The sequence below is a fragment of the Methanosarcina sp. 2.H.T.1A.6 genome (assembly GCF_000979455.1).
Lineage (GTDB): Archaea > Halobacteriota > Methanosarcinia > Methanosarcinales > Methanosarcinaceae > Methanosarcina.
Genome location: NZ_JJOY01000005.1, coordinates 1 through 23270, shown reverse-complemented (window position 1 = coordinate 23270; position 23270 = coordinate 1). Strand labels below are relative to the sequence as shown.

The 23270-nt window shown below is 41.1% G+C and carries 21 protein-coding genes and 1 tRNA gene; 12 read left to right on the top strand and 10 right to left on the bottom strand.

What is annotated here, in order from left to right; translation table 11 throughout:
• Positions 1-303: 303 nt before the first annotated feature.
• The 5 genes from EO98_RS00860 to EO98_RS17345 all read left to right on the top strand — a co-directional run bounded on the left by EO98_RS00860 (position 304) and on the right by EO98_RS17345 (position 4274).
• Positions 304-1110: a PAS domain-containing protein gene (locus EO98_RS00860; protein ID WP_048140807.1), complete on the top strand. Its 807-nt coding sequence runs from the start codon at positions 304-306 to the stop codon at positions 1108-1110.
• Between the two features lie 7 nt (positions 1111-1117).
• The gene (locus tag EO98_RS00855) at positions 1118-1492 is read left to right on the top strand and encodes an STAS domain-containing protein (RefSeq protein ID WP_048140891.1); all 375 of its coding nucleotides are present in this window, start codon (positions 1118-1120) and stop codon (positions 1490-1492) included.
• Between the two features lie 172 nt (positions 1493-1664).
• Positions 1665-2063 (top strand): anti-sigma regulatory factor, encoded by a 399-nt coding sequence (locus EO98_RS00850; protein WP_048140805.1) that lies wholly within the window; start codon positions 1665-1667, stop codon positions 2061-2063.
• 208 nt (positions 2064-2271) lie between these two features.
• Positions 2272-2850, top strand: a complete 579-nt coding sequence (locus EO98_RS00845; protein ID WP_162197910.1) for a SpoIIE family protein phosphatase — start codon at positions 2272-2274, stop codon at positions 2848-2850.
• 8 nt (positions 2851-2858) lie between these two features.
• Positions 2859-4274: an ATP-binding protein gene (locus EO98_RS17345; protein WP_156160975.1), complete on the top strand. Its 1416-nt coding sequence runs from the start codon at positions 2859-2861 to the stop codon at positions 4272-4274.
• Between the two features lie 124 nt (positions 4275-4398).
• On the opposite strand, the gene EO98_RS18965 is transcribed toward EO98_RS17345, so the two are convergent.
• Entirely contained in the window at positions 4399-4638 is a 240-nt protein-coding gene (locus EO98_RS18965) for a hypothetical protein (protein WP_235283620.1), read from the bottom strand.
• A gap of 435 nt (positions 4639-5073) precedes the next feature.
• Between EO98_RS18965 and EO98_RS00830 the strand changes: the two genes are divergently transcribed.
• The 4 genes from EO98_RS00830 (at position 5074) to EO98_RS17340 (ending at position 7611) form a co-directional block, all read left to right on the top strand.
• Positions 5074-5388, top strand: a complete 315-nt coding sequence (locus EO98_RS00830) for a DUF5611 family protein (protein WP_048140888.1) — start codon at positions 5074-5076, stop codon at positions 5386-5388.
• Positions 5389-5415: 27 nt separating this feature from the next.
• Positions 5416-5970 (top strand): chorismate pyruvate-lyase family protein, encoded by a 555-nt coding sequence (locus EO98_RS00825; protein ID WP_327037297.1) that lies wholly within the window; start codon positions 5416-5418, stop codon positions 5968-5970.
• A gap of 185 nt (positions 5971-6155) precedes the next feature.
• Positions 6156-6227: transfer RNA gene (locus EO98_RS00820), tRNA-Thr, on the top strand.
• A gap of 355 nt (positions 6228-6582) precedes the next feature.
• Positions 6583-7611 (top strand): ribonuclease HIII, encoded by a 1029-nt coding sequence (locus EO98_RS17340; protein ID WP_162197911.1) that lies wholly within the window; start codon positions 6583-6585, stop codon positions 7609-7611.
• A gap of 784 nt (positions 7612-8395) precedes the next feature.
• Here EO98_RS17340 and EO98_RS00810 read toward each other — a convergent pair.
• A complete protein-coding gene (locus EO98_RS00810) occupies positions 8396-8803 on the bottom strand; it encodes a DUF1699 family protein (RefSeq protein ID WP_048135963.1) in 408 nt (135 codons plus the stop codon).
• A 912-nt stretch (positions 8804-9715) separates the two neighbouring features.
• Here EO98_RS00810 and EO98_RS18090 point away from each other — a divergent pair.
• Positions 9716-9880 (top strand): hypothetical protein, encoded by a 165-nt coding sequence (locus EO98_RS18090; RefSeq protein ID WP_156160974.1) that lies wholly within the window; start codon positions 9716-9718, stop codon positions 9878-9880.
• 6 nt (positions 9881-9886) lie between these two features.
• On the opposite strand, the gene EO98_RS00805 is transcribed toward EO98_RS18090, so the two are convergent.
• The 6 genes from EO98_RS00805 to EO98_RS00785 all read right to left on the bottom strand — a co-directional run bounded on the left by EO98_RS00805 (position 9887) and on the right by EO98_RS00785 (position 16497).
• A complete protein-coding gene (locus EO98_RS00805) occupies positions 9887-10078 on the bottom strand; it encodes a hypothetical protein (RefSeq protein ID WP_048140801.1) in 192 nt (63 codons plus the stop codon).
• Between the two features lie 891 nt (positions 10079-10969).
• Complete coding sequence (locus EO98_RS00800; RefSeq protein ID WP_156160973.1) at positions 10970-11755, bottom strand: winged helix-turn-helix domain-containing protein; 786 nt, start codon at positions 11753-11755, stop codon at positions 10970-10972.
• 28 nt (positions 11756-11783) lie between these two features.
• Positions 11784-11921: a hypothetical protein gene (locus EO98_RS18085; RefSeq protein WP_156160972.1), complete on the bottom strand. Its 138-nt coding sequence runs from the start codon at positions 11919-11921 to the stop codon at positions 11784-11786.
• Between the two features lie 1075 nt (positions 11922-12996).
• Positions 12997-14364 carry an MFS transporter gene (locus EO98_RS00795; RefSeq protein WP_235283619.1) on the bottom strand — a complete coding sequence of 456 codons (1368 nt, stop codon included), beginning with the start codon at positions 14362-14364 and terminating at the stop codon, positions 12997-12999.
• Positions 14365-14594: 230 nt separating this feature from the next.
• A complete protein-coding gene (locus EO98_RS00790; RefSeq protein ID WP_048140797.1) occupies positions 14595-15629 on the bottom strand; it encodes a uroporphyrinogen decarboxylase family protein in 1035 nt (344 codons plus the stop codon).
• Positions 15630-15702: 73 nt separating this feature from the next.
• Positions 15703-16497: a corrinoid protein gene (locus EO98_RS00785; protein ID WP_048140795.1), complete on the bottom strand. Its 795-nt coding sequence runs from the start codon at positions 16495-16497 to the stop codon at positions 15703-15705.
• Between the two features lie 1000 nt (positions 16498-17497).
• Here EO98_RS00785 and EO98_RS00775 point away from each other — a divergent pair.
• Positions 17498-18997 (top strand): hypothetical protein, encoded by a 1500-nt coding sequence (locus tag EO98_RS00775; protein WP_048140791.1) that lies wholly within the window; start codon positions 17498-17500, stop codon positions 18995-18997.
• Between the two features lie 64 nt (positions 18998-19061).
• Here EO98_RS00775 and EO98_RS00770 read toward each other — a convergent pair whose 3' ends face one another.
• Entirely contained in the window at positions 19062-19517 is a 456-nt protein-coding gene (locus tag EO98_RS00770; protein ID WP_048140788.1) for a DUF1699 family protein, read from the bottom strand.
• Positions 19518-19675: 158 nt separating this feature from the next.
• On the bottom strand, positions 19676-21982 hold the full coding sequence (hypF, locus tag EO98_RS00765) for a carbamoyltransferase HypF (protein ID WP_048160021.1): 2307 nt from the start codon (positions 21980-21982) through the stop codon (positions 19676-19678).
• Positions 21983-22208: 226 nt separating this feature from the next.
• Between hypF and EO98_RS00760 the strand changes: the two genes are divergently transcribed.
• Entirely contained in the window at positions 22209-23264 is a 1056-nt protein-coding gene (locus EO98_RS00760) for an IS5-like element ISMets1 family transposase (protein ID WP_048138658.1), read from the top strand.
• Positions 23265-23270: the final 6 nt, after the last annotated feature.

Sequence of the window (23270 nt, the reverse complement as noted above, 5' to 3'; positions counted from 1 at the left end):
TGCCCCATACTCCTTTGAAAACCTGATTCAGAATCTAATTTTCCTCCACTTTAATAGAAGAGCATCTTTAGTATTAAATTAAAGCATGAAGTATAGCAACTAAGTGTATAAAAAAATTTAAGTACAATACTGACCAATATATTAAATATAAAATAAAAGTATATAATATAATGGTAAGAGATTTAAATTTAATACAGCAAAAATTGAAGACTTCAAATAATTGGTTTTAACTTCATTTTAAATAATAAAGGCCGTGAAACATTGCTCCACAAGATTAGAAAATCAGGCAACTGAGGGTGAAAAATGAACACTGCAAATAAATCCAACATAGAGGTACGAGACCTGGAACATGCTCTTCTTGAATCAATCCCAATTCCTGTAATAGCTGTAGATAAGGACTTTAAGATTTTGTTTATCAACCCGGCGGGTTGCGAGTGGCATAAAAAAGAATTGAAAGAAGTAATTGGAAAAAAATGTTACGAAGTTCTGGAAGCAAAGTGCTGCAGTGTCTCTAAGTGTGGGATCAAGCGAGCAATGGACAGCGGCAAAAAATATGCAGGCCACTATGAAATTCCGTGTCAGAGAGAAACAATCAACGTAGAGATAACAGCTGTGCCCTTAAAAGACGAGGATGGGAACATCGTTGGAGGGCTCGAATATATTACGGATATTACTAACAGAGTAAAGCTGGAAAATGATCTTCGTGTACAGACCCGGACGATTCTGGAGCTTGCAACCCCTGTGATCAAAATATGGGATGGGGTCCTGTTGCTGCCTCTGGTAGGAGCCATCGATACAGCACGTGCACAGCAGATTATAGAAAACCTGCTAAATTCAATTGTGGAAAATGAAGCAGAATTGGCGATTCTGGACCTCACGGGAGTGCCGGTAGTAGACACTGCAGTTGCAAGGCATATCATCAAGGCAGTAAATGCAGCAAAAATGCTCGGGGCAAAGACAATTCTAACTGGTTTCAGCCCTGAAGTCTCACAGACCCTGGTCACACTCGGAATAGACCTGAGCAATATCACGACCTGCGGTTCACTGAAAACAGGGATCTCAAAAGCCTTCGGTATAATGGGAAAGAAAGTAGTCTCCTGTGAGAGGTAATGAAAAAATGATTCCGATATTGAAAGTGAAGGACGTTTTGCTGTCATCGATACCAGGGGACCTTACAGACAACGAGGTACTTGAATACCAGTCCCAGATGCTGAAAATGCTTGAAAAAACCGAAGCAATAGGAGTTCTCATTGATATAACGGGCATGGAGATTGTCGATTCATTTATGGCGAGAGTTATCAATGAAACGGCAAATATGGCGCAAATAATGGGGGCGGAAGTGGTACTCTGCGGCATGCAGCCTATGGTTGCTCTGACCCTTGTTGAAATGGGGCGCGAACTGATAGGTGTGCAGACAGCACTTAACCTCGGCAAGGGGCTTGACAAAATACTCATTTCCACAAAATGGAATCAGACCTCATTAAACAGTTGAAGAATTAAAAATTGTATAAATTCTTACCTGCGGGGATGTATTTTCCATACTTACCTGTGCCACAGCAACAGGATAATAAGATGAGTGGAAAATTGCATACAGAGTCCGGGTATGGGTAAATTATGGGAAATACCAGATTAATGATGGGGGATAACCTGAGAGGGAATAAGCAATGAATAAGAAAATACCGATTAAAACCGAGAGTGATCTCCTGTTCGCAAGGCAGACAGCAAAGGAGACCATGAAGGAATTGGGGTTTGGTTCGGCAGATCAGACACGTATGGCCACGGCCATCTCTGAACTGGCCAGGAATGTCCTGAAATATGCAGGAGAAGGAAGCTGTTCAATTTGTGAAGAACAGGATGAAAGGGAAATGGGTATTAAAGTAGTTGTAGAAGACAACGGCCCCGGAATTGGGGATATTGAGCAGGCAATGGAAGACGGATTCACTACGAGAAATGGGCTGGGGGCAGGGCTTCCGGGAGCCAGGCGGCTTGTAAACAATTTTGACATAGCATCAGAGCCAGGATATACAAAAATTACCCTGGAGATCAAAAGAGCCCGGAAATAATTTGATGTGACGCAAAAATCCTAACATAAAAAATTCATCCTCGAAATGGGGGAACCATTTAATTTGTTGAACCGGGCGCTGTGAAGATATTAGCACCTGAATCCTGCAGAAGGTAAAGTCCGGAACCAGGATAAACTGTCAAAGAGTTGGGAAAATATAACGGCCATTTAAGGTGGAATCAGAGAGCCTGGAAAAGAGAATGAAACACATGAACATAGGTACTGCAACTCATTCTTTCTTCAACGACCCACATTGTGGAGATCAGTGTAGGTGGTGGGAAAACGAGGATAATATAACATTATGTATGGTTGACGGCCTCGGGCATGGAATAGAGGCTGAAAAGGCTGCAAAAGCAGCTATAGACTGTATATCTCGTAACCTCTGTGAACCACTGCACCGTATATTTGAGAAGTGTGACCGGGAGATAAAACATACAAGAGGGACGGCAATGAGCATAGTCATTGTTGATAAAAACAATTCAACATTGACTCATGGGGGAATAGGGAATATCAATGTAGTGATAAAGGGTAGAAAAAAAATGAATTTGAGCAGCGATTGGGGTATCGTTGGGGGTGGGTACAGGAAATTAAATACAAATACTGTAGACCTGGCTGATGGTGACCTTGTGTTCATGTGGACTGACGGCATCTCAGAACGTCTTGATATTTCCGGTTATGACGAGTTCCTCTGCAGGGATGTGCAAAAACTGGCAAATCAAATACTTCGGGATCATGCAAAAGAAACAGACGATGCTACAATTCTAATCTATAACAGATATAATGAGTGATTTACCCTATGCCACTGCAAAAATTCAAACACCGATACCACAGTCTTCTAAAAAATTATTTTGATGACCCTGATGAAAAGTACCTTTTTGAAATAGAGAAACTCGGTAGAGAGCTTGTCCGAGAAAACATACCTCCTGAGGACCTCGCAGAGATCCATGAGGAAGCAATAGCTCGCCTTGCAGAAACTTATCCAAACGCGAAACTCATCGAATCCGCACGTTATATTTCAACCCCTCTGATGGAAATGATGATGGCCTATGGCCTTGCCTTCAGAGAATGGATCGAAGCTTCCGAAAAAAGCAGGAGAGAACTACAGAGATATGCTGAAGAACTGGAGCAGACGAATAGAGAACTAAAAAAATACTCCAAAAAACTACAGCATAGCAAAAAACAATTTGCCACATTTATGGATAATTTGCCTGCTGCTGCATTCATAAAAGATGACGCAGAACTTGTTGTATATTCAAATAATTATCTGAATTCAAATAATTATCTGAAAGAATACTTCCGAATAGAGGAGTGGATCAGAGATGCGAACTCTGAAGAAAAAGACAGTATCACAAAGACAGAAACTCTTGTAGATCCGGAAGGAAAAGAACTTTTCTACCGCACCATAAGGTTTCCTATCAATCTGGACGAAGGAGCAACAGTCTACGGAGGCCTGGGGATCGATGTAACCGATCAGATGCGAGCAGAAGAGATGATGGTTCGAGCCAAACTGGCCGCTGAAGAGGCAAACAACACCAAGTCTAAGTTTCTGGCCAACGTGAGCCATGAATTGAGGACACCTCTGAACTCTATTATTGGATATTCGGATTTTTTGCTTGAGCAGGTTATCGGACCGCTGAATGAGAAGCAAAGAAAGTATGTTGGCAATATTTCCATGAACGGAAAACACCAGTTGTCTCTAATCAATGATATCCTTGACCTTTCTAGAATCGAAGCAGGAAAGATGGAGCTGCGATATACAGAGATCTCGGTACCGGAATCGATTTGTGAGGTCGTGACAACACTCCTTCCTCTGGCATCAAAAAAGAATATCCGCCTTGAGAAAGATCTCGACCCCCAGCTCCGGGTACTCCACGCAGACAGAGAAAAATTCAAAGAGGTCCTCTACAACCTTACAAGCAACGCAATCAAGTTCACGCCTTGTGAAGGTTCAGTGACCATCGGGGCCCAGATTGGCGGAGACTTTGCAGAAATCTCTGTAAGGGATAATGGTGTTGGGATCTCGCAGGAGGACCAGAAGAAGCTATTTAAGCCTTTCAGCCAGATAGACACCGAGGAGGCACGCACGTATCAGGGAAGCGGACTTGGACTCACCATTGTCCAGAAAATTGTGGAACTGCATGGTGGGAAAATAGGGATAGAGAGCGAAGTAGGAAAAGGCAGCACATTCATGTTCACATTACCGATTAAATGATTCGGGAAAAAAGTGAGCTGTGCCGGAACACAGTAGAAATGAAAAATTAGGTAAAAATTCTTATGAAATTTTTATGAGATTCTTTCCCCTGCACTCGGACCGGGGGATAAACTGTATATCTCCTCTACATGGGGAAGGTAGCTCCGTTGGGTTTAAGGTTTACTATCTTCAAAATGACCCGGTCGGCAACCTCATTCATGAGAGGAACTTCACTGATAAGTTCCACATTTCTTTTTATTGGGTAGGCTTTCATCGGAGGCATGTAAGCGCAGAGGGCAGCTTTCAGGTTTTCGTTCAGGTTTGCTCGGTCTTTTTCCGGGAAACATTTGCCATGATAAAGAGTCTCATCGTTTCTTACTTTCACCAAACCCATCAGGCATACGTTTGGAACGCCGTTTTTGTCTGCGGTTACTGAGAGGTAACCTGCTGATTTGCAAGTGCTTCTTTTACATCTGCAGGAAGTATTCCATGTCCGGTTTCCCCTTTAATTTTCAGTTCAATATTAGCGTAGAGCAAATACATAATTATAATTAAATTGATAATGATAAAACTAATATTCAAATAAATAGGAAGCGTTAATATAACCTGGAATCAATGGCGATAAACAGAAAATCGGCGTTATTAGATAGATAATTAGTGGATAGACCTGAAGCAAAAATATATGAAGAACAATTCCTGGGGAGAAATCCACCTTTCTGTACACTATATTCGACTGCTTCGGATTATCAATGCGGATTCCAGACAAAACGGCTCTGAGCAAACTTTATCTGAAATGAAAATATCTTATAAGAGGATAGCAATGCAGCAATATAAGTTAAAGCGCGGTTTTAAGCCTGAAATAGATAGAATCTACTCGGCAATGCAGGAATGCTTCCCGACTGAGATCTCACGGAACGGGGACCATATTGAAACTTCCTATGGAGCAATGTCAAAGATAACGGTCTGGATAGAAAACAAAATGCTCTTTGTGGACACTGTTTCCGATGTTACTGTCAAAGATGATGAAACGATCCTGCAGACTAACAAAGCCTACCGGGAGTTTCTCTTAAAGGCTACCGGATACACGGCAAAAGAGCGGTTGAAAAATGCAAAAAAAGAAGTCGGAGAGGAATAAACTCCTTACCTCTCATTCTTATTTCAAATTATCAATAACATCAGGCAGCCCTTACCTGGAGGTATCATTCTGGAAGTAGATTTCCTTGATAAACTGAAATGCCTCGAAATTCCCACCTGCCTTCGGGTCTGCTGTGGGACCGATGGTTCCGTAACCTTTCTCCTCGAGATCATGACCCGAAAACCGGTTAATGTAAAAACCGAGTCCCAGCACATAATCAAAGCCGATAAGGAAATGGCTGCATTTCTTGGTGTGGAAGAGGGCAGTGAGGTAAATAACAGGACAGTCCGGCTCTATGCAGGGGATACGGTATTCGTCCAGGCAAGGTCACTCTCTCCTCTGGAACGCATGCCTGCAACTATGAAGGAACAGCTAATGCGCGCAGACATCCCCATAGGCAGGATCCTGCGCAGCCACAACCTCGAGACCAGGCGCGACATGGGAGAACTCGAAGTCCTGGAAGAAGAAACCACTTTTGACGGCATTCCAGTCCTTTCCCGCTCCTATAAAATCGTCCATAACAACTATGTCCTGATGTGGATCAATGAACGCTTCCCCATCGATGAGCGCTGGAACCTTTAAAAACCTGAAATACCGGAAAACAAATGCTAAGGAGTGGGTATTTTTTCCGGAAAGTTCTCCAGATTTTCCAAAATAGATATATATATCTTCAGACAGTCAGGGGCTTTTTCCCTGTCTGCAACCTGATCAGTCGAAACCTTTATATCTCTGGTGTGATATTTTGGAGATGCTCTTACAGCAACAGTGCCTTGGTGGCTTAGGGGTATAGCGCGTCCTTGGTAAGGACGAGGTCGCGGGTTCAAATCCCGCCCGAGGCTTAAAAATATTTTTAGGGAATATGTGGGCTACAAGTCCACCTCCCACTATACTTTTCTCCTGTGTGAATAGAACAATTTCTACTGAACTTTTTTTTGAATTTTACCCAACAGAATTGTAACAGTTCAGGTGAATTTTCAGGGCTATTTTGTATTTTCACCCTGTGGCCCTCATCCTTACCAATGACGTGCTAAGCCATAGAGCTTTATGTGATGTTTGTGGAAATAATCCTTACTTTTTTTGTGCATGTTTTAGCGCAAACAGGAGTCTACAGTAGATATTTAATTGCAGTTTTTTCATCTATATCCGGATCAAAGGGTTCTTCCTCCCAAAACCACAACTCACTTTTCGATGATCATGACCCTAAAAGAGATGTTTACACTGGTTTCAAATGGGCTTACGGCTCATGGTATTGTAGTCTCGGACATAAAGATGATGCAGAACACTGCAGAATTTATCCAGTTCAGGACTGGCTTCAGCAACTGGGTAGGTCAGATTAACATCTATTCGTCCAAGAAAAATGGGTTTACCATCGACATGTCCAGGTTTGGAGATAACCCAGAATCTGCAAAAATCATAGAGATTATCCAGAACATCGACCTGAGCGAATTCAAGCATAAGATTACAATTCCTGCCATCTGCCTGCAGCGGCTGTCCGAGATAGTAGCTTCCCAGGCTTCGGAAAATGGAATCAGTAACCCAATCGTCTCGGAGAAGTTTCCCCTGTTTTGTATAGGAGCAGATGAAGTAGGAAAGGGCGGAGCATGTGAGACTCTGGTAACAGCTGCATTCTGCATCGACAATTCACTGTCTCAGGAAGCAATGTCCATCCTGAAGCACATGGTTGCGGATTCCAAGACCCTGACTGATGGCAAGATCAGGCAGGTTGCTCAGCTCATTAAGAAGCACTGTGCTGGAAAGTATGTAATCCACACGTATAACCCACGCGAGTATAATGCAATGTATGCAAAGTACGGCAACCTGAATGTTCTCCTTGCCCAGGCCCATGCACGAAACATTGCAGAAGCTGTGAAACTGATCAACATCGAGTGTCCAACTGTCGTCGTCGACCAGTTTGCAAGTAACAATGTTGTGTCTGAAGCCCTGTCTCAGAGAAATGTGTTGAACAAAGTAAACCTCATCGAGACCACCAGGGCCGAAGAGAAGTCTATGGCAGTAGCTGCAGCATCCGTACTTGCCAGAGATGCATTCCTGAGTGTCATGGACGAGAGGTCCAAAGAGATTGGAGTTACAGTTCCCAAGGGAGCAAATATGGTAGGCAGCTTCCTGGCCAGAGTGCACAACAAACACGACATAGGAGAAGTAGCAAAGCTTCACTTCACTCCCGTAAAGGAATTTATGAGGGGGAAATCTCGCCTCTTGTAAGAACAAAAGCTATCCCGTCAAACCCAGAAAGAAACAAAATCAAACAATTCAAACCCTTATTAAATATGTAAAAAATATCTTCCGTTTTATATCATCACCTGTTTCCTGGTATGGGGTTATCAAAGTCCGGTCTGCCAAAGCACGGTGGCAAAATCCGGGTTGAAAACAAAGTTGGAGAAGGTAGGATTTTCACATTTGTGCTTCCCCTTGATCCGAAAGACCATATAATGACCGGGGATAAAAGTTACAAAAACTACCCTCTCAGCGTACGTTTGTTTTATAAAAAGGTAGCTATAAAATTAAAGCCGCATATTACCCTTATACGAGTTACATTAGAAAATAGAAGTGAGAATTAATGTTGTAAAATAAATAGCTCAAATATATCCAAATAGAGGATTACAGAGTGTTAGAAGGTTTTTGAGGTTTTTCTCCGGGTTTTCTTTTTAATGAAATTTACAATATCAGCTTTGAAAAACTTGTACACTTTCAGGGTAGTGAGAAGATAGAACCAGAGGTGCCATCCAATTGCGTTTTATAGGTGATTATGAGGAGAAGAATAATTAAAAACAGCGTTATCACACAAAAGTACAAAAACCACAAAAATAAAAACGTAATTAAAAATAAAGAGTGATAAAAAGAAAAACGAAACAAAACTTGAAAAATAATAAAACTGTAAAACATCAAACTTAAAAAGTAACATCAATAAAAGAATAATAAAAATTACGAAGCAATAGAAGTTAGAAGAAAATAAAATGGGAAGAGCCTGAAAATATGTTTCAGAGGCTCATGCACTAACATCCTTTCGGAGGATGTAAGCAACCATTTCAGGGTTCAGTTTGCTTTCCCTTGAGACTTTTTCTTCAATAGCCTCAGTGGATTTACCTTCAATTTTCAGTTCCTTTATCTCCTCAATTATAGAGGTAGGAATACGGTAATATTCGTTTATGTCCTTTCTGTGACCCCAGACATCTCCTTCTATGAGCTGGATACGCTGCATTTCAAGGAACATTTCTATGGACTTTGAGACCGTGCGCCTGTAAGATTTAGGCAACTGAATAACTTCAATCTTCGGGCAGTTCTCGACCAGGGAAAAGATGTCCTTGTTCGAAGGCCTAAAAGCCAGATGAACTATTCTTTCGTTTGGATTCAATGTAAAGATTTCTTCTCTAGAACTCACAACCCTTATTTTCAAAGTTTGTCCTCCCTATCTATTGATTTTTTTTCATTTGATAGTAAAAAATTCTTCATTAAATATTTTTCTATAATTACAGGATTTATTTAGAGAGAACTAGTATTTACATTCTTTCATTTATTTTTTTAAAGTTTATAAACCGAAAAGACAAATCGGCATGAGTAGCACCTCTTAATTTAACAAATCAATAAATATTCAGTTAGACACTCTGAAAAGCATGAGGAACAAAATCAACAAAAAATAAGAATATTATCAAAACAATATTTGTTTTGCCGCAGGTCAGGGCATTTTCAATATTTTGATATGTAGCTCGATAAAGTCCAGATGAAATCTGGTATTTTATGAAAACTTTCTTTGGATTTCTCTTTTGCTGAAGTTTTCAATATAAATTTAACCCTCCAAATTGCACTTATTTACCTCTGTGAACTTACCTCACCTGTCAAGCTGATGCCCTCCGAGGAAGGGAACTTCCTGCTGTGCCTCCGAGCGCCCAGAGTTAAATATTATTGTTAATCCATACGGACCATATATGATCAAGTATCCCAATTATACAGATCTGATTTATAAAATATATTAATTCCAACCTAAAACTTCAGCGAACTCTAATGCCTCCGAGAATGTTCTAAAACCGAATTATTCTGTAATCAATTGGAGTCTCATATTTACAAAGTAAAAAAGAAAATATCTGAAGACAATGGAAAAACCAGAACATAGATAGGTTTTCTCGGAATCGACCTCCTATCTGTTATCAATAAAACAATCTGTAATAAAGTTATCCATTTAGTACTAAAGTTCTCCATCTAGTACAATCATCCAGAAAAAATACAGAGTCAGAAAGAGATACAGGACCTGTAAAATGGAGAAAAGATACGTAGCAAGAGACTGACTTAGAAAGAGATACCTGTGCAGGGAGTGACTGAAAAAACTGACCCTGAAACTGGAAGAAACCGGAGTCCAAAAGAATTAATCAACGAACCAGAATGTAAGGAAAATCCACGTAAAATAGTGTGGTACTTCTTCGGGAAGAAATTGAAACACTTCACCGAAGAAAACCAGAACCTTTTTCAGTCAAATTGAAGAACTTCAAGACAGCATGGGCACAACAAATTTAGCGACTCCATACAGAAGTAACAGAAGCAAAAGCTGAATGAAGATCACATCAAGATAGTAACCTTTGGACTTCAGTCCTTTTGGACTATCCCCCTCATTATCAGGATCTTGTTTTCTTTTTTTCGCGTTATTGTCGCCGATCTGAGATTTCATTCCTTCCGTCACTTGAAACCACCTTTTAATCCTATTTTACAATCATTTTTGAGTATAAACAACCCTTTAGCCTGATATTTATTTCCCCTTAATTCAACCCGGGACTATTACTGGCACGATAAAAACGTAGACTATATACAGGATCGCAATGAACAAAATGTGCATAAAAACCAGGTCAATGACCCAGGATTTTACCCTGAAATTAACCAAATTATTTTCCCTCCGATTGAATTATCCTGTAAGTGTCTAATACCTTCCTCTCGCAAGTAAATACTGATAAGAATTAAAGTTATTTTAGCCAATCGGCGATACTATCATAGCACAGAGGCAGTAAAAGGTTGTCAAAGCATGAATATAGTGAGATTACATCCAGGTAAATAAGCGTTTGTATGAATAAATTTAAAATAATTTCCCCTGAACACTTAGCTTTAAGCCGATATCATTATTCAGCCTCAAACTTAGACCATTATACATTAAGCTAATATCATTTATTCAGTTTTGTGTAATACTGACTTCAAAGCGGGGCTTTATTTCAAGCTCTGTGATTTTATCTACTCAGGAGGGTATTATAAATTGATATATAAAAGAATCCTGCATAGATGAATGTAGCTAGATTAATAATTCTTTGTGAAGCAACTATATAACAGCTTCGATTATGTCGAAGAAGCAAAGAAGTAAATTAATGAATAATCATTATGAAAAATGTTGATGAAACGGCTTCAAAATATAAGAAGTATAAAGGAATGATAAAAATATAACTTCAAAATTTCAGTTCGGGAATTACTCTATAACTCCATCTCCCCAAATAATCATTCTCGGCAACAAAAATCCTTGATATTATATTTGAATCATTCCTGAATAAAGAGAAATCTACAGCTAAAAAGAAAAAATTAGGAAAAAAAGTTAGAATTTATTGGCTTTTGTGATATTATAACCAGTAAACTCCATTTTCCCGGAGTCAGGGTCAATATAGACCATATTTGAAATGCTGGAGTAATAAGTGAAAAGTTCCCTTCCCCATTTGAGGGCGCTCTCCTCAGAACTTATAAGCATAGTCCCATCAAACCGTCCATTCTTGTCAAAGAGCCAGAGAGCCATAAAGGTGTTCGTTACAACAAGAGTAAGAGGGCCAATATGTCCGTTGCGCATGGAAATATTCATGTTTTCGTGGCCGAGGAAACATTTAAATTGATCCGGGAAATCGTCGAAAAACTTATCAAAAACCTGTTCCGTAAGTACGAAAGAGACCTTTGCGTTCTTCTGGAGAAGCTTTGAAAAGATGCTGACTGTTTGAGGCTGAAAGGCGGAGCTTGCCATCATAACATATTTTGAGGCAAGAACATTTTCGACAACGTTCGGATGGAACTCAAAGAGGCAATCTCTGTCTGCCTCCAGAAGCTCACAATGCTTCAGGTTTCCAATCCTCTTTCTCATATGATACGGGATCTCACTAAGGTCACGGGTTTCCCAGTACTCATGGTTTTCTGCATAAATGTTGATAATATTCAGAAATTCCTCTATTTTTTCTACAATAAGAACCCCCATATCAGACAACTTATACATGTCTTCAATGGGATCATAGGTTACGAGATCCCATTTAAGAAGTTTCTTAATCTGGGGCATAAGAGCACTTGAATTGACATCAAGAACCTCTTTTATTTCATCGATGTTCTTGGGTCCTTCTTTCAACAGAAGAACCAGTACGTTTTTTCTTTTTTCAGATAAGAAGATTGTTTTTATCAGGCACGATGGGTCCAATCTCAATCACCAGGAACTTATAACCGCCTTCAGGGCAAAACGACAGCATGAAAGGAACAACACTATCGAATATTAACAGAAGAGAATAAGGGAACATTTATTGAAATTTATAAACAACCTAATATAGGGATCTTGATATTAAAAAGTTATTATTTTTAAAGTATCAAAAGGTTATTAAACCCCAATTAGACAGACCCTACCAACTAATACATTATTTCCCCACATAAAACGCATTGTAGCGGATAATGTTGATAAAAAAGGAAAAGGTAAACAGTCAAAAAAACACGATGTAACTTTGAATTTTACGAAGAAAACAGAATCATGAAGCCCATTAATACATTAAAAAATGTATTATTATGTAAAATTATGGTTAAACGATTATCCTTGTCCCGTATTATTCGGATAGTTTTTCAAATATTAAAGAAAATCAGCCATGAAAAACCTCAGAAACGAAGATTTTGCAGAGAAATAAGCCTGCGCAAGCAAATTAAAATGGAAAATCTGTGCCTGCGCAGAGAGAGTACTGCAGGTCTTAATGCCTATTTGGGGGATATATGATGACAGTATATCTCGGAGAAGCTTAAGAAGTATACTACCATCAGCGTGAAACACGGTACAACCTGACTGGCTCTTGCCAGGAAGTATGTAAATGAAGCTCTTCGCCTTTTTGCAGGTTTTTACTGCAAACTTACTGGACACATTTCAGTGTCTGAAACCACTCTGCTTTTCTAAAAGCCTATGCACATTTTTGGAAACTAACTGCTCCCGCAAAATGCGCGAAGAACCATTTACCTTGATTTCTGAATGAATACGGGTATTTTCTGGAAGACTGAGGATTTTCAGATACCCTGGAAACTCTTTCTATATCTTCTGGAAAATATGCGTGTTTTTTGACTCTGGAGGTTTTACACTTCTGAAGTTTAATCTCAATCATGGGGCAAACTTTTGAATTTCGTTATTAAAAGGTTGAGGAGTAAGGTTATGAGAATAACATCAATCCCACTCCCCAACTGGCTAGCCTGAACACATAATTAACTATTGTTTACAGGCCAGCCCGGTCTCTGATACCTTCCTTTTTCTCGATTCCTTGTTTATCCATACCTTATCTTCAAGACCTCATCTTCAAGACCTTATCTTCAAGACCTCATCTTCAAGACCTCATCTTCAAGACCTCATCTATGAGATCCAACCGGCGAATCTCCGGCTTCTGTGATATTTACAGGAGCTGCAGCATTTTCTGCGCCTTTTTCTTTGGAAACCAGAAGGCAGAGGAAGGAGAAAATCATGCATGCGAACATGAGGAGCCAGACAGATTTGTACTGGGCTACGGAAGCAACAGCTCCATCAGAGACATCCATCATCTTCCCGGTTATTGTCATGAAAATGGCTCCGCCAAGGAAGGGAAAGATATTATACGCACCTGTTGCAGTCCCCATGATCGATGGAGGGAACCATTCTTTTATCTGGGCATAGGATACGACGAAGAAACCCCCGAAGAACCCGAAGAGGAAGTGGATGAGGGTGTATGCGGCAGTACTGGTAATGTTTCCTGCCTGGGACCAGATGATTCCCCAGAGCACTATATATACTGCAGTGCCTGCAATAAGGACTTTCTTTCTGGACTTGAGCACTTTGTCAGAGAGGTAACCTGCAATCGGACAGCCGAAAATCATACCTATTGCTATGAAGGAAAGGACACCTGCATAGGTTCCCTTGTCCCAGCCGAGAACATCCCTGAAAAAGGGACCTCCCCATAATCCCTGATAGACCATCAGGCTTCCGTACATGAAGAAGAACCAGATGGACAGAGGCCAGAACTTCATTCCGGAGCTGAAAGTCTGCTTGAGGGCTTCTCCCATCGGAATCTTTGCAACGGCTTTCGGGGGAATGTATTTTTCACCCTTTTCGTAGGCTTCGATTTCTGCAATAGTCGGACAGCCCATATCTTCGGGTTTGTCCTTAACCAGTAAAAAGATAGCTAATGCGAGCAGCCCTGAAAATACACCCAGCATCAGGAAGACCTTTTGCCAGTCTCCAAAGAACGCTGCTATTACAGCAAGGGGACCGGCGGCGCTCAGGGCTCCTATGTTTCCAATTGCTAGCAGGACTCCGGACATTGAAGCAAACTCATTCTTTTTGAACCAGATGGCAAGCACCTTCATTACAGGAATGTAGACCATTGCCACCCCTATCCCTATTAGAACCCTTCCGATAAGGACCATAGTGAAGTTGGTAGCAACTCCGGTAAGAACAGCTCCAGCTGCAGCGAGCAGTGTGAAGACCCAGGCAGTCTTTTTTACACCCCAACTGTCACTTAAAATCCCACTTGGAAGTTGCATTGCCGTGTAAGCATAGAAGTAAGCTGAACCGAGCAGCCCTATAGATGCAGCGCCCACTCCGAATGTATTCATTATGTCAGTCGCAACTATTGCGGTAGACACGCGGTGGAAATACACAAAGAAATATGCAAGGGCGAGAATAATAAACACCACCCAGCGATATTTCATTACTTTGCTTATTTTATTCGGATCAATTTCCATAGCTATCGCTCCCGATAATAATAATAATAATAATAATTTAGAACATAGAGAACAAAGTTGTAAATTGGGTACTGGAATCAGGCACCCTTAAAAGGATTAGCCTGAAACCTGATACCTCAGTTTCTGATCTCAGAAAGATACTAAAAAATCCATTATTCTTGAGATAGATCTCTTCCTGAGACAGCTTTCTTCTTCAAACAGGTCTATTCGTGTTTTTTACAATGAGCTTCTCAAAGATTTTCTGCGGACCAGTCAGCTGCAGCTTTTACCCAGGTCCTTATCCTGTCTGAAGTGCTCAAGGGTGGGGTTCCGCATCCGAGCATGCTGCCTTTTGCTCCGCTGTCGAGCCCTTTTCTTGTTTCGTCAATAATCTGCTCTTCCGTGCCCTCAACCATCAGGAGAGGAGTCACATTTCCGACAATAGGCACATCCCCGGCAATCTTGGTTGCTTCCTTCATATTAACAGCCTGTTCCACACTGAGGCAGTCTGCGCCTGTGGAAGCCATCCCTTCAATGATCGGGACAGTATCTCCGCAGATGTGAAGTTCCCAGGGGCATCCAAGGTGGTGCACAAAGTCACCGATCTCTTTTTCAGCAGGGACAGCTACCTGGTAGTAGAACTCAGGCATCACCAGGTTAGGAGATGCTGATGCATCCGAATAGTATAGTATGTCAGCTCCGGCTTCGACACAGGCCTCGGCATAGATCCTGTTAATCTCCAGGGCTTTCGAAAGCCAGTCCTGCATTTTTTGCATTTGTTTTTCTTTCTGGAGGCACTTGATGCTGAGCATGGAAAGGTTCTCTGCACCCATGAGGTCTCCTGTAAGAGTTATGGGAGCAACGAGGAAAGCAGTAATTGCTGCATCGGGATACTTTTCCTTTGAGAGTTTGATGGCTTCAAGTGTGGTTTTTACATATTTATTTTCAAGGAAGTTGTCATAGTTTACCTCTTCAGGCTTGCTGAAAAAGCTCCTTACCGAAGGCTGAATATCAATCCTTCCCATCTTCACTTCAAGGCCAAGAGCTGCGGATTCTATGAACATACCAAAAGGCAGCACAATATTATCAAGCCCGGCATCAGTATGCATCAGGCTTACAGTATTGACCATCATCTCTGCATCGCAGTGATAGTCCGGCCAGGAACTCCCGCTCTTCTCGATATATTCCTTGACCATAGCAGAACCAGTCATCACCGGGACCCTGTCAACAGGTTTTCTGTCGAGCATTGCAAGGACCCTTTCTTTTGAGGTCATCTCAGATACCATGTTTTTTCTCCTTTTTTTACTCCGTTTATGCGTTTTTAACTCTCAGGTAAATTCTCAAACACCTGTTTAAAGCTCAATCCCATCTCACGCTTTCAGATGGGAAATTAACAATTGATTCTTTCAGCCAGGTGGCTGCACTGGCTGCATCGTGAGGAGAGACATTTGCCCCTATCTGGGCTGCATACCCGGCTGTGATCGGAGCGCCGCCCACCATCACCAGTAGTTTGTCCCTGATGCCTTCATTTTCAAGTAGATTGAGCACTTTTGGCATTTCGGCCATGGTTGTGGTCATCAGAGTGCTCATGGAAATTGCTGTTGCCTTATTCTCCTTTGCAGCTTCAATGAACCTGGAGGCAGGTACGTCGTTTCCAAGGTCCACGCAGTTGAAACCGTTTGCACTGAGGAGGGTCTTTACAAGGCTCTTCCCGATATCATGGACATCACCTTCAACCGTTCCTATGACGACTGTTACGGGCTTTGAATTGCTGTTTTCATCCTGCTTCATATAGGGAGCAAGAAGGTCCATCCCACTGTACATTGCAGCCGAAGCGATAAGAAGCTGGGGCACAAAAGCTTCTCCCTGTTCATATTTTTTCCCGATCAGACTCATACCCGCTGCGAGACCCTCTATAAGAGTCTTGAAAGGGTCTATGCCGATCTGAATTGCCACCTCTGTCCAGCCCCGGGTCATTTCCTCCTCGCCGTCCATTACCAGGATAGAGAGTTTTTTGAGGGTAATTGCTTCCACATCAGCCCCGGTCTCCAGAAGCTTCTGAGTCAGCTCTTTGATTGTATCTTCGTCCTCATCTTCTGCTGCCTCATCAAGTTCTTCAATTAATTCCTGTACTTCTTCTGGTAGATCATCCATTTTTATACCTCTGGTTAGATTTGCTCATTAATATCCCGAATTTGACAGAATAATACATATTATAATGTATTAATGGGCTTCATGATTCTGTTTTCCTCTTACAATTCAAAGTTCGACCTGATGTTTTTTGACTATTGGCATTGTTCATTATTCTAACAGCATTACGCCGTTACAATGCATTTTTTGTGAGGAAATACAGCATTAGTTAGTAGGATCTGTCAAACGTGGGTAATATTCCACAACAAATAATATTCCACAATTATTGATACTCCATATTGCATCTGAAGATGTACAGGGTAAAGGTCCGGATCTTTTCCTTCTTCCAACAGAAAGCAATTAAGTATTGTTTCAAAAATAGATATACTAACCGTCATCAGAAAAACTGATAACTTTGCTGGAAAGGTGGCCCTGATAAAAAAATCACTGTGTATATTAAAAATATATTTATTCAATATAATAAACACTATTATAAAAAACAAAGAGCCTCTGAAAAATAAACATGTAAATTCTTGAAGTATCCCCCTATAAAACCTTCAAGCTTTGATAAATTAACAGCCCCGTTTATAGTATCAACGACGTTGATTTTCCAGCATGGTGTTGATTTTCGGTCTGATATTGAATTCCAAATTTAACTATAAATATAAATTCCAGATTTATATTTAGTAACTGACCTCCCACACAGTTACAAAGTATATATAAGTATCGAGGGGATAATAGAGATCCGGCCCTCAGCCTACTGTTTTAAGTAATATCATTCAATTTGAGAACCTTTTATTGGGCATTTGAGCACCATTTATTATGCCCCTGAGTTTTCGGCAGTGCAGGTGATCCTCCAAACTAAAACTTCCTTACAGATAATAACCTGGCATGCCGGAGAATACATCTGATGTTTGCAAATCACTTACTCTCTGCTCTATAAAATTAATAGAGAATAACATAACTTTTATTAAATGTTATACTTATTATATCTCAGAAACTAAGACTGTTGTGAGGCCCATGCATGGAAGACCCTGTTGTTGCAAAAATAAAAAACAAGTTTGATAAAAAAGGAAATCCGGTAAAGATTCCACTCATGAACGGGAAGCAGTTTTTCGAAGCCCGGGCTGAAGAAGATGGAATCTACGTTGATAACCTGAAAAATCAGCCATTTCTCCCCTGGAAAACATTTTCCGAAGCCGTTAATTTTTTGCAGGAAAATGGAGGCCAGGCGAAAAAAGGAAATGCAACAAACTCCAGGCTGGGAGATCCGAACCTTGATCTGAATACCATGGAAGGTTATATTGCCAGTAAAGTCTACGGCTGCAAGATAGGAGATAGCGTATTTAAGAGGATGACGCCAATAGCATCAATTCTTGCCTGGGCTGAAATCTGTGAAAACACAAGAGGACAGATCAGCCTTCTTTCGGAAAAAAAAGAACTTCAAGCCTCTGAGTCCAAAACAGATCTTCCTGAAACAGATCTTTCTTTTACTCCATCAGTGGAGGAAAGTAAAGAAAAAGCCGAGATAACTTCTCTTTACCTCCAGCTCTCAAACAGGGATACCGAGTTAAAAAACCTGGAAATAAAGCTTGAAGAAAGCCTGCAGAAAATAAAAGGGTTTGATGAACAGTTCACAGTCAAGACAGTCGAACTCAAAGAACTTGAAAAGCTTGTCTTCGAAAAGGAAGGGAACCTGGGGGAACTTGAGAAGGGGATCGTTGAAAAGAACGAACAAATAAAAAACCTTGAGGACAATATTGCTAAAAAAGATGAAGCTGTAAAGAATCTGGAGAATCAGCTTATTCAAAAAGATGAAGCAATAAAAGGACTCGAAGGTCGGATCACTCAAAACAGCAGCATTGTTGAAGGACTTAAACTCAGACTGAACGAAAAAGAAGAAGCTATAAGTGTTTTTGAAACGGGGATTCAGGAAAAGGACTCAAAGCTTCAGGAATTCGTTGAAAAACTTGCCGATAAGGATACGGAAATCGGAAAACTTGAGTCAGAGTTGAGTGAAAAAGAAAATGAAAGAAATAGCCTTGATAGAGCACTCAAACTAAAAGCTGAGGAAATAAGAGCACTTCATGAAAAATTCCAGGAAAAAGAAAGGACCATGGAAAAACTTGAAGAAAGCATCTCAGTAAAGGATAAGGACCTTAAGATTCTTGCCGAAGAGGTTATTGCAAAGAGTGGGGAAGTAAAGAGTATTGAAGAGAAATTCACCGGAAAAGAGAGAACGATAAACACATTAGAAGCCATGCTTGCCGCAAGCAACGAGAAAGTCAAAAAGCTTGAAAAACAACTCTCAGGATATGAAGGAGAAGAAAAACTGGCAGGGCAGCTCAGGGAAAAAGACGAGTTAATAAAACAGATTAAAGGAACACTTGTAAGCAAAGAAGAAGAAGTTTCCAGGCTCAATGACGAAAACAGAAAGTACAGAATGCAGCAGAAATATGAAGCTGAAGGATTAAGACAGATAGAAGAACAGAAAGCCTCAAAGAAATGGTGGAAACGCCTGTAAGCCCGAAATAAAAATACTTCCTTTACAAAAATACTTCCTTTACATAAAATTTGTTTAAAATCGGTTAAATTTTGTTCAGTCCAGGCCTTTCGGGACATGTAGTAAGAAAAGAACTATGAAGCAGGTGAAGAACCATATCAGGGCTGATTTTCCTGAGACTTGTTATCTCCCCGATTATTTCTTCTTCAGTTCTCCCCTGAACCTCCAGTTCCTTTATCTTTTCAAGCACATAAGAAGGTATTACAAAATAATTATTAAGGTCATGCCAGTGCCCGCTGACATCACCCTTTACCAGGTGAATTCCTGAAGATGTAAGGTACATTTTAATAAATTTAGAAAGTCCATCATAGGAAGATGCGGGAAGCTGAAGAATTTCAATTCCAGGACAGGTCTTGACCAGACTGAAAAGATCCCTGTCCGAGGGCCTAAAAGCAAGATGCACTGCATTCTCCCCGTGTTCCAGGTTAAGGATTTCATCCCTGCTGGTTACCACTCTAATCCGTATACTACCTAACCCCATTTATGCTCCCACTCCTATGTAAGCATGGATCATTTATTTAATTTTGTATTTCTGTTTTTCGGATCAAATTTCAGTATGTTGAATTAGTAAGCTCCAGATAGGAACCATCATAAGGGCGAAAATAAATTTCCTGTCGGCGGAATTAAGTGCTTCTGACATCATTGAGTTCCTTCGGAATCTGTTCTAAGCCCGGCTGCTAGAGCCTGCCCAAAGGAAATGCAACCGTCTCCGCACGGGACATAACGGTGCGTGAGAAATTCAAAACCTGCTTCTTTCACAATTCCTGCAATGCATGAGGTGATATGGTCGTTGTAGGCAACCCCTCCGCTCAGACCGACCTTTTCAAAACCGTTTTTCGCAGCGAGGGAGATGGCAATTTCCGAGATTCCTTCTGCAAGGTTCTCTTCAACGGCAAACGCAAGATCAGCAGGGGAATACTTTCCCCCGGAGAGTTCATAAACCCCCAGCAGGAGCTCAGTCGTATCAAGTACATGGGCTCCGGATTCTCCCCCTTTTCTGAAAACCAGAGGGAGATCTAGCCTGTGAATACTTTTCTTTGCTGCAGACTCAAGCTTCATTGCCGGCTCTCCCTCATAAGTCCTCATTCTGCATATGCCCAGAAGCGCTGCAGCCGCATCCAGCACTCTCCCTACGCTGCTGCTCATAGTAACATTTAGATTTCTTTGAAGCTGCTGCATAACTGCAGAAAATTCCTGCCTGCCCCTGGGGAAGTAAAGAGGAAGTTTTTCCAGTTCTGCCTCTCCAAGCCTCCCGGAAAGCATACCAAGAACCATACGGGAAGGGGTTTTTACTGCAAGGTCTCCCCCGGGCATAGGCTGAGGCAGCAGATTTCCCAGGCGTTCATATCCGAAATACGAGGACCCCAAAAATTCCCCTCCCCAGACTGTGCCATCTCTACCGTACCCGGCTCCATCAAGGGCAATTCCCAGGATCCTGGAGTCTTCTGGCAGAGAATTGTCCGCCATGAGGGCAAGGATATGGGCGTAATGGTGCTGGACCTGAAGTGTTTTTTTACCACCCCTGCTTATTGCAAGACGGGTTGTACTAAAAGCAGGGTGAAGGTCACAACCCCAGTTGAGAGGGTCTATACCCGTAAGCCGGGCCAGGTGCTGGAAAACCTCAGAATGGTACCTGAAGGTCTCCACATAGCTGGTATTTCCGATATACTGGGAGATGTAAGCCAATTTTCCTTTTGCAAGGGTTACTGTCGAGTTCATTTCAGCTCCTACTCCCGCAGAAGCTCCAACTTCGAAAGGCAACTCCACAGGTTCAGGAACAAACCCTCTGGAACGCCGGATAAAAGCCTTTTTTCCGTTTACAACCCGGATAACCGTATCATCATTCCTGTTTGCAATAACCCTGTTATGCAGCAGGTGAAAATCCACAATCCCTTTGAGTTTATCAAGTGCTTCTTCATTTTCAACAACCATGGGCCTTCCAGGAAGGTTTGCCGAGGTCATAACGTATACAGAATCCGGCATGAGGTCAAAAAGCAGGTTCTGTGTGCCTGTATAGGGGAGCATGACCCCAATGTTATGCAGGTTCGGAGAAACTGATTCTGCCAGTTTGAACTCCTTTGATTTGGGAAGCACGGTTATAGGGCGGCGGAAAGATGTGAGGCATTTCCGACCTGAATCCCCGGGTTCTGCAAAGGACTCTACAACCGTTGTATCTTTTGCCATTACCGCGAAAGGCTGCTCCGAACGCCCTAGTCGCCTTCTAAGCTCCTGCACGGGCTCTTCTTTTCGGGCATTGCAAACGATATGAAAACCTCCGAACCCCTTGACAGAAAGAATTGAGCCCTGCTGAAGAAGGGCAGAAGCTTTTGCAATTGCTTCATAACTCTTTGCGAGCACTTTTCCCTGAGAATCCGAAAGCCAGAGTTCAGGCCCGCATTTCGGACAACAGACAGGCTGGGCATGATGCCTCCGGTTGAAAGGATCAGTATATTCTACTTCACATTCCCTGCAAAGAGGAAAATCTGCCATTGTAGTATTTTCCCGGTCATAGGGAAGGGTACGAACTGTTGTATAGCGAGGGCCGCAGTTTGTACAGACGGTAAAAGGATAATGATAGTACCTGGAAGAGGGATCAAAGATCTCCAGCCTGCATTCCTCACAGATAGCCGTATCAGGAGGAATTATGGAATTTTCAAACGTTCCGGGTTCACTCTGAATGATAACGAACTCCGGACAGCCAGAAAAGGAGACAGTATTTATTTCTATATTCGTAATTCTGGCAAGTGGAGGTTTTTTTTCAGGAAGGTCATTAAGGAAACTTTCAAGGTTTGCCTTTTTTCCCTCGATAAGGATCTCCACATGGTTTCCAAGATTTTTCACGTGTCCTGAAAGCCTGTGGAGTTTTGCAAGCTGATATATGAAGGGGCGAAAGCCGACACCCTGCACTGTGCCGGTCACATGAAGAAGTCTGGCTTCGTTTTGCATAAGGAAATTAGGATTGATATTCGTCGTTAAAATAGCTTTCTAATATAGGGTCCTCTTAAACTCACTCCTTAACTGGAACTTATTTTCCATTTTTTCTGCCAATTAAGCCAGAGAATAGTTTCCCCAAAAAAAGTACATCTTATTTTTGATCTAAAATCTAATTAAGACCTTAAAAAACCGTAAATTTTATTGAGGAGGACGTACAATCCTCCTCTGGCGATATATTATGAAAGCTCCGCTTATACCACTAAACGAAGATTTCAAATGGAAATTGTTATCCGAAATATTAAACGTTTTTGATCTGAGATCTTGCAGGCAAATTCTCACAAGGAGGGGCATTCTGCCCCTCCAGAAATCAGTGCCTGCTATTAAAATTGTACTCCTGAGCATGTTTTTTTCCTGTGAAATCTCCTATTCTATCAGAGAATTAAAAGAAAGGGAAAGCTTGAGAAACTTTTTAAAAATCAGTTCAGTACCAACTGAAAATGAAATTTATGGCGTTCTGAGTAAATATGAACCAAACCAGTTTACTTATTTTGTTTTTGAACTCTTGAACGAATTATGCCCTGAGAGAAAAAACGGATCAAGAGGCATTATCATTGACAGTACTGACATAAATCTTAACCTGAATTGGCATGCAAAAAAGATTACCAAAAAAAGCCTGGAAAATAAAGAATACAAGTGGGGTCACTCAACACACAGAGGATTCTTCATTGGCATGAAACTGACTCTTGCACTTGAATACCAAACATTGAAACCTTTAGCGTTTCTGATTAATGAAGCAAATGTACCAGAAACTAAAATTTATCCCGAAATACTTAAAGAACTCAAAAGACGGAGAATATTAAAAGCAGGAGACATTGTTTATGCTGATAGAGGATACTATTCTTACGAAAACTACGTTATATCTGTCAGAGAGTTCAAAGTGGTACCTTTAATTTTCCCAAGGAAAAACTGTAATTTTAAGAAACTTTTCAATATGCTGAGATATCCTCTGAAAATATTTGATTCAAGAAGAGACACTGAAAAAGAAATAAAAATCTACAAAGAAATAATTGCAAAATTTAAAGAGTTAATTAGCAAATGGAAAGAGTTCAGACCTGTGAGATCAATCATAGAAGATATATTCAAATTGGCGAAGAAAGCATACTCTATGGAGGATTTGCACAGATATACAAGGAGTTCTGTCCAAAAGTACTGCTCTTTAGCTGTACTTTTAGTGGGGATAACTGTAAATTACGGCATTAAAGAAAGGAAGGAATTACAAGCTTTCTCTGAGTAACGAAGT

Bases quoted from the DNA above. Each gene is read 5' to 3' on its own strand.
- EO98_RS00860 (WP_048140807.1), top strand. From the start codon at position 304: ATGAACACTGCAAATAAATCCAACATAGAGGTACGAGACCTGGAACAT.
- EO98_RS00855 (WP_048140891.1), top strand. From the start codon at position 1,118: ATGATTCCGATATTGAAAGTGAAGGACGTTTTGCTGTCATCGATACCA.
- EO98_RS00850 (WP_048140805.1), top strand. From the start codon at position 1,665: ATGAATAAGAAAATACCGATTAAAACCGAGAGTGATCTCCTGTTCGCA.
- EO98_RS00845 (WP_162197910.1), top strand. From the start codon at position 2,272: ATGAACATAGGTACTGCAACTCATTCTTTCTTCAACGACCCACATTGT.
- EO98_RS17345 (WP_156160975.1), top strand. From the start codon at position 2,859: ATGCCACTGCAAAAATTCAAACACCGATACCACAGTCTTCTAAAAAAT.
- EO98_RS00830 (WP_048140888.1), top strand. From the start codon at position 5,074: ATGCAGCAATATAAGTTAAAGCGCGGTTTTAAGCCTGAAATAGATAGA.
- EO98_RS17340 (WP_162197911.1), top strand. From the start codon at position 6,583: ATGACCCTAAAAGAGATGTTTACACTGGTTTCAAATGGGCTTACGGCT.
- EO98_RS18085 (WP_156160972.1), bottom strand. From the start codon at position 11,921: ATGTTCCCTTATTCTCTTCTGTTAATATTCGATAGTGTTGTTCCTTTC.
- EO98_RS00795 (WP_235283619.1), bottom strand. From the start codon at position 14,364: ATGGAAATTGATCCGAATAAAATAAGCAAAGTAATGAAATATCGCTGG.
- EO98_RS00790 (WP_048140797.1), bottom strand. From the start codon at position 15,629: ATGGTATCTGAGATGACCTCAAAAGAAAGGGTCCTTGCAATGCTCGAC.
- EO98_RS00785 (WP_048140795.1), bottom strand. From the start codon at position 16,497: ATGGATGATCTACCAGAAGAAGTACAGGAATTAATTGAAGAACTTGAT.
- EO98_RS00775 (WP_048140791.1), top strand. From the start codon at position 17,498: ATGGAAGACCCTGTTGTTGCAAAAATAAAAAACAAGTTTGATAAAAAA.
- EO98_RS00770 (WP_048140788.1), bottom strand. From the start codon at position 19,517: ATGGGGTTAGGTAGTATACGGATTAGAGTGGTAACCAGCAGGGATGAA.
- hypF (WP_048160021.1), bottom strand. From the start codon at position 21,982: ATGCAAAACGAAGCCAGACTTCTTCATGTGACCGGCACAGTGCAGGGT.
- EO98_RS00760 (WP_048138658.1), top strand. From the start codon at position 22,209: ATGAAAGCTCCGCTTATACCACTAAACGAAGATTTCAAATGGAAATTG.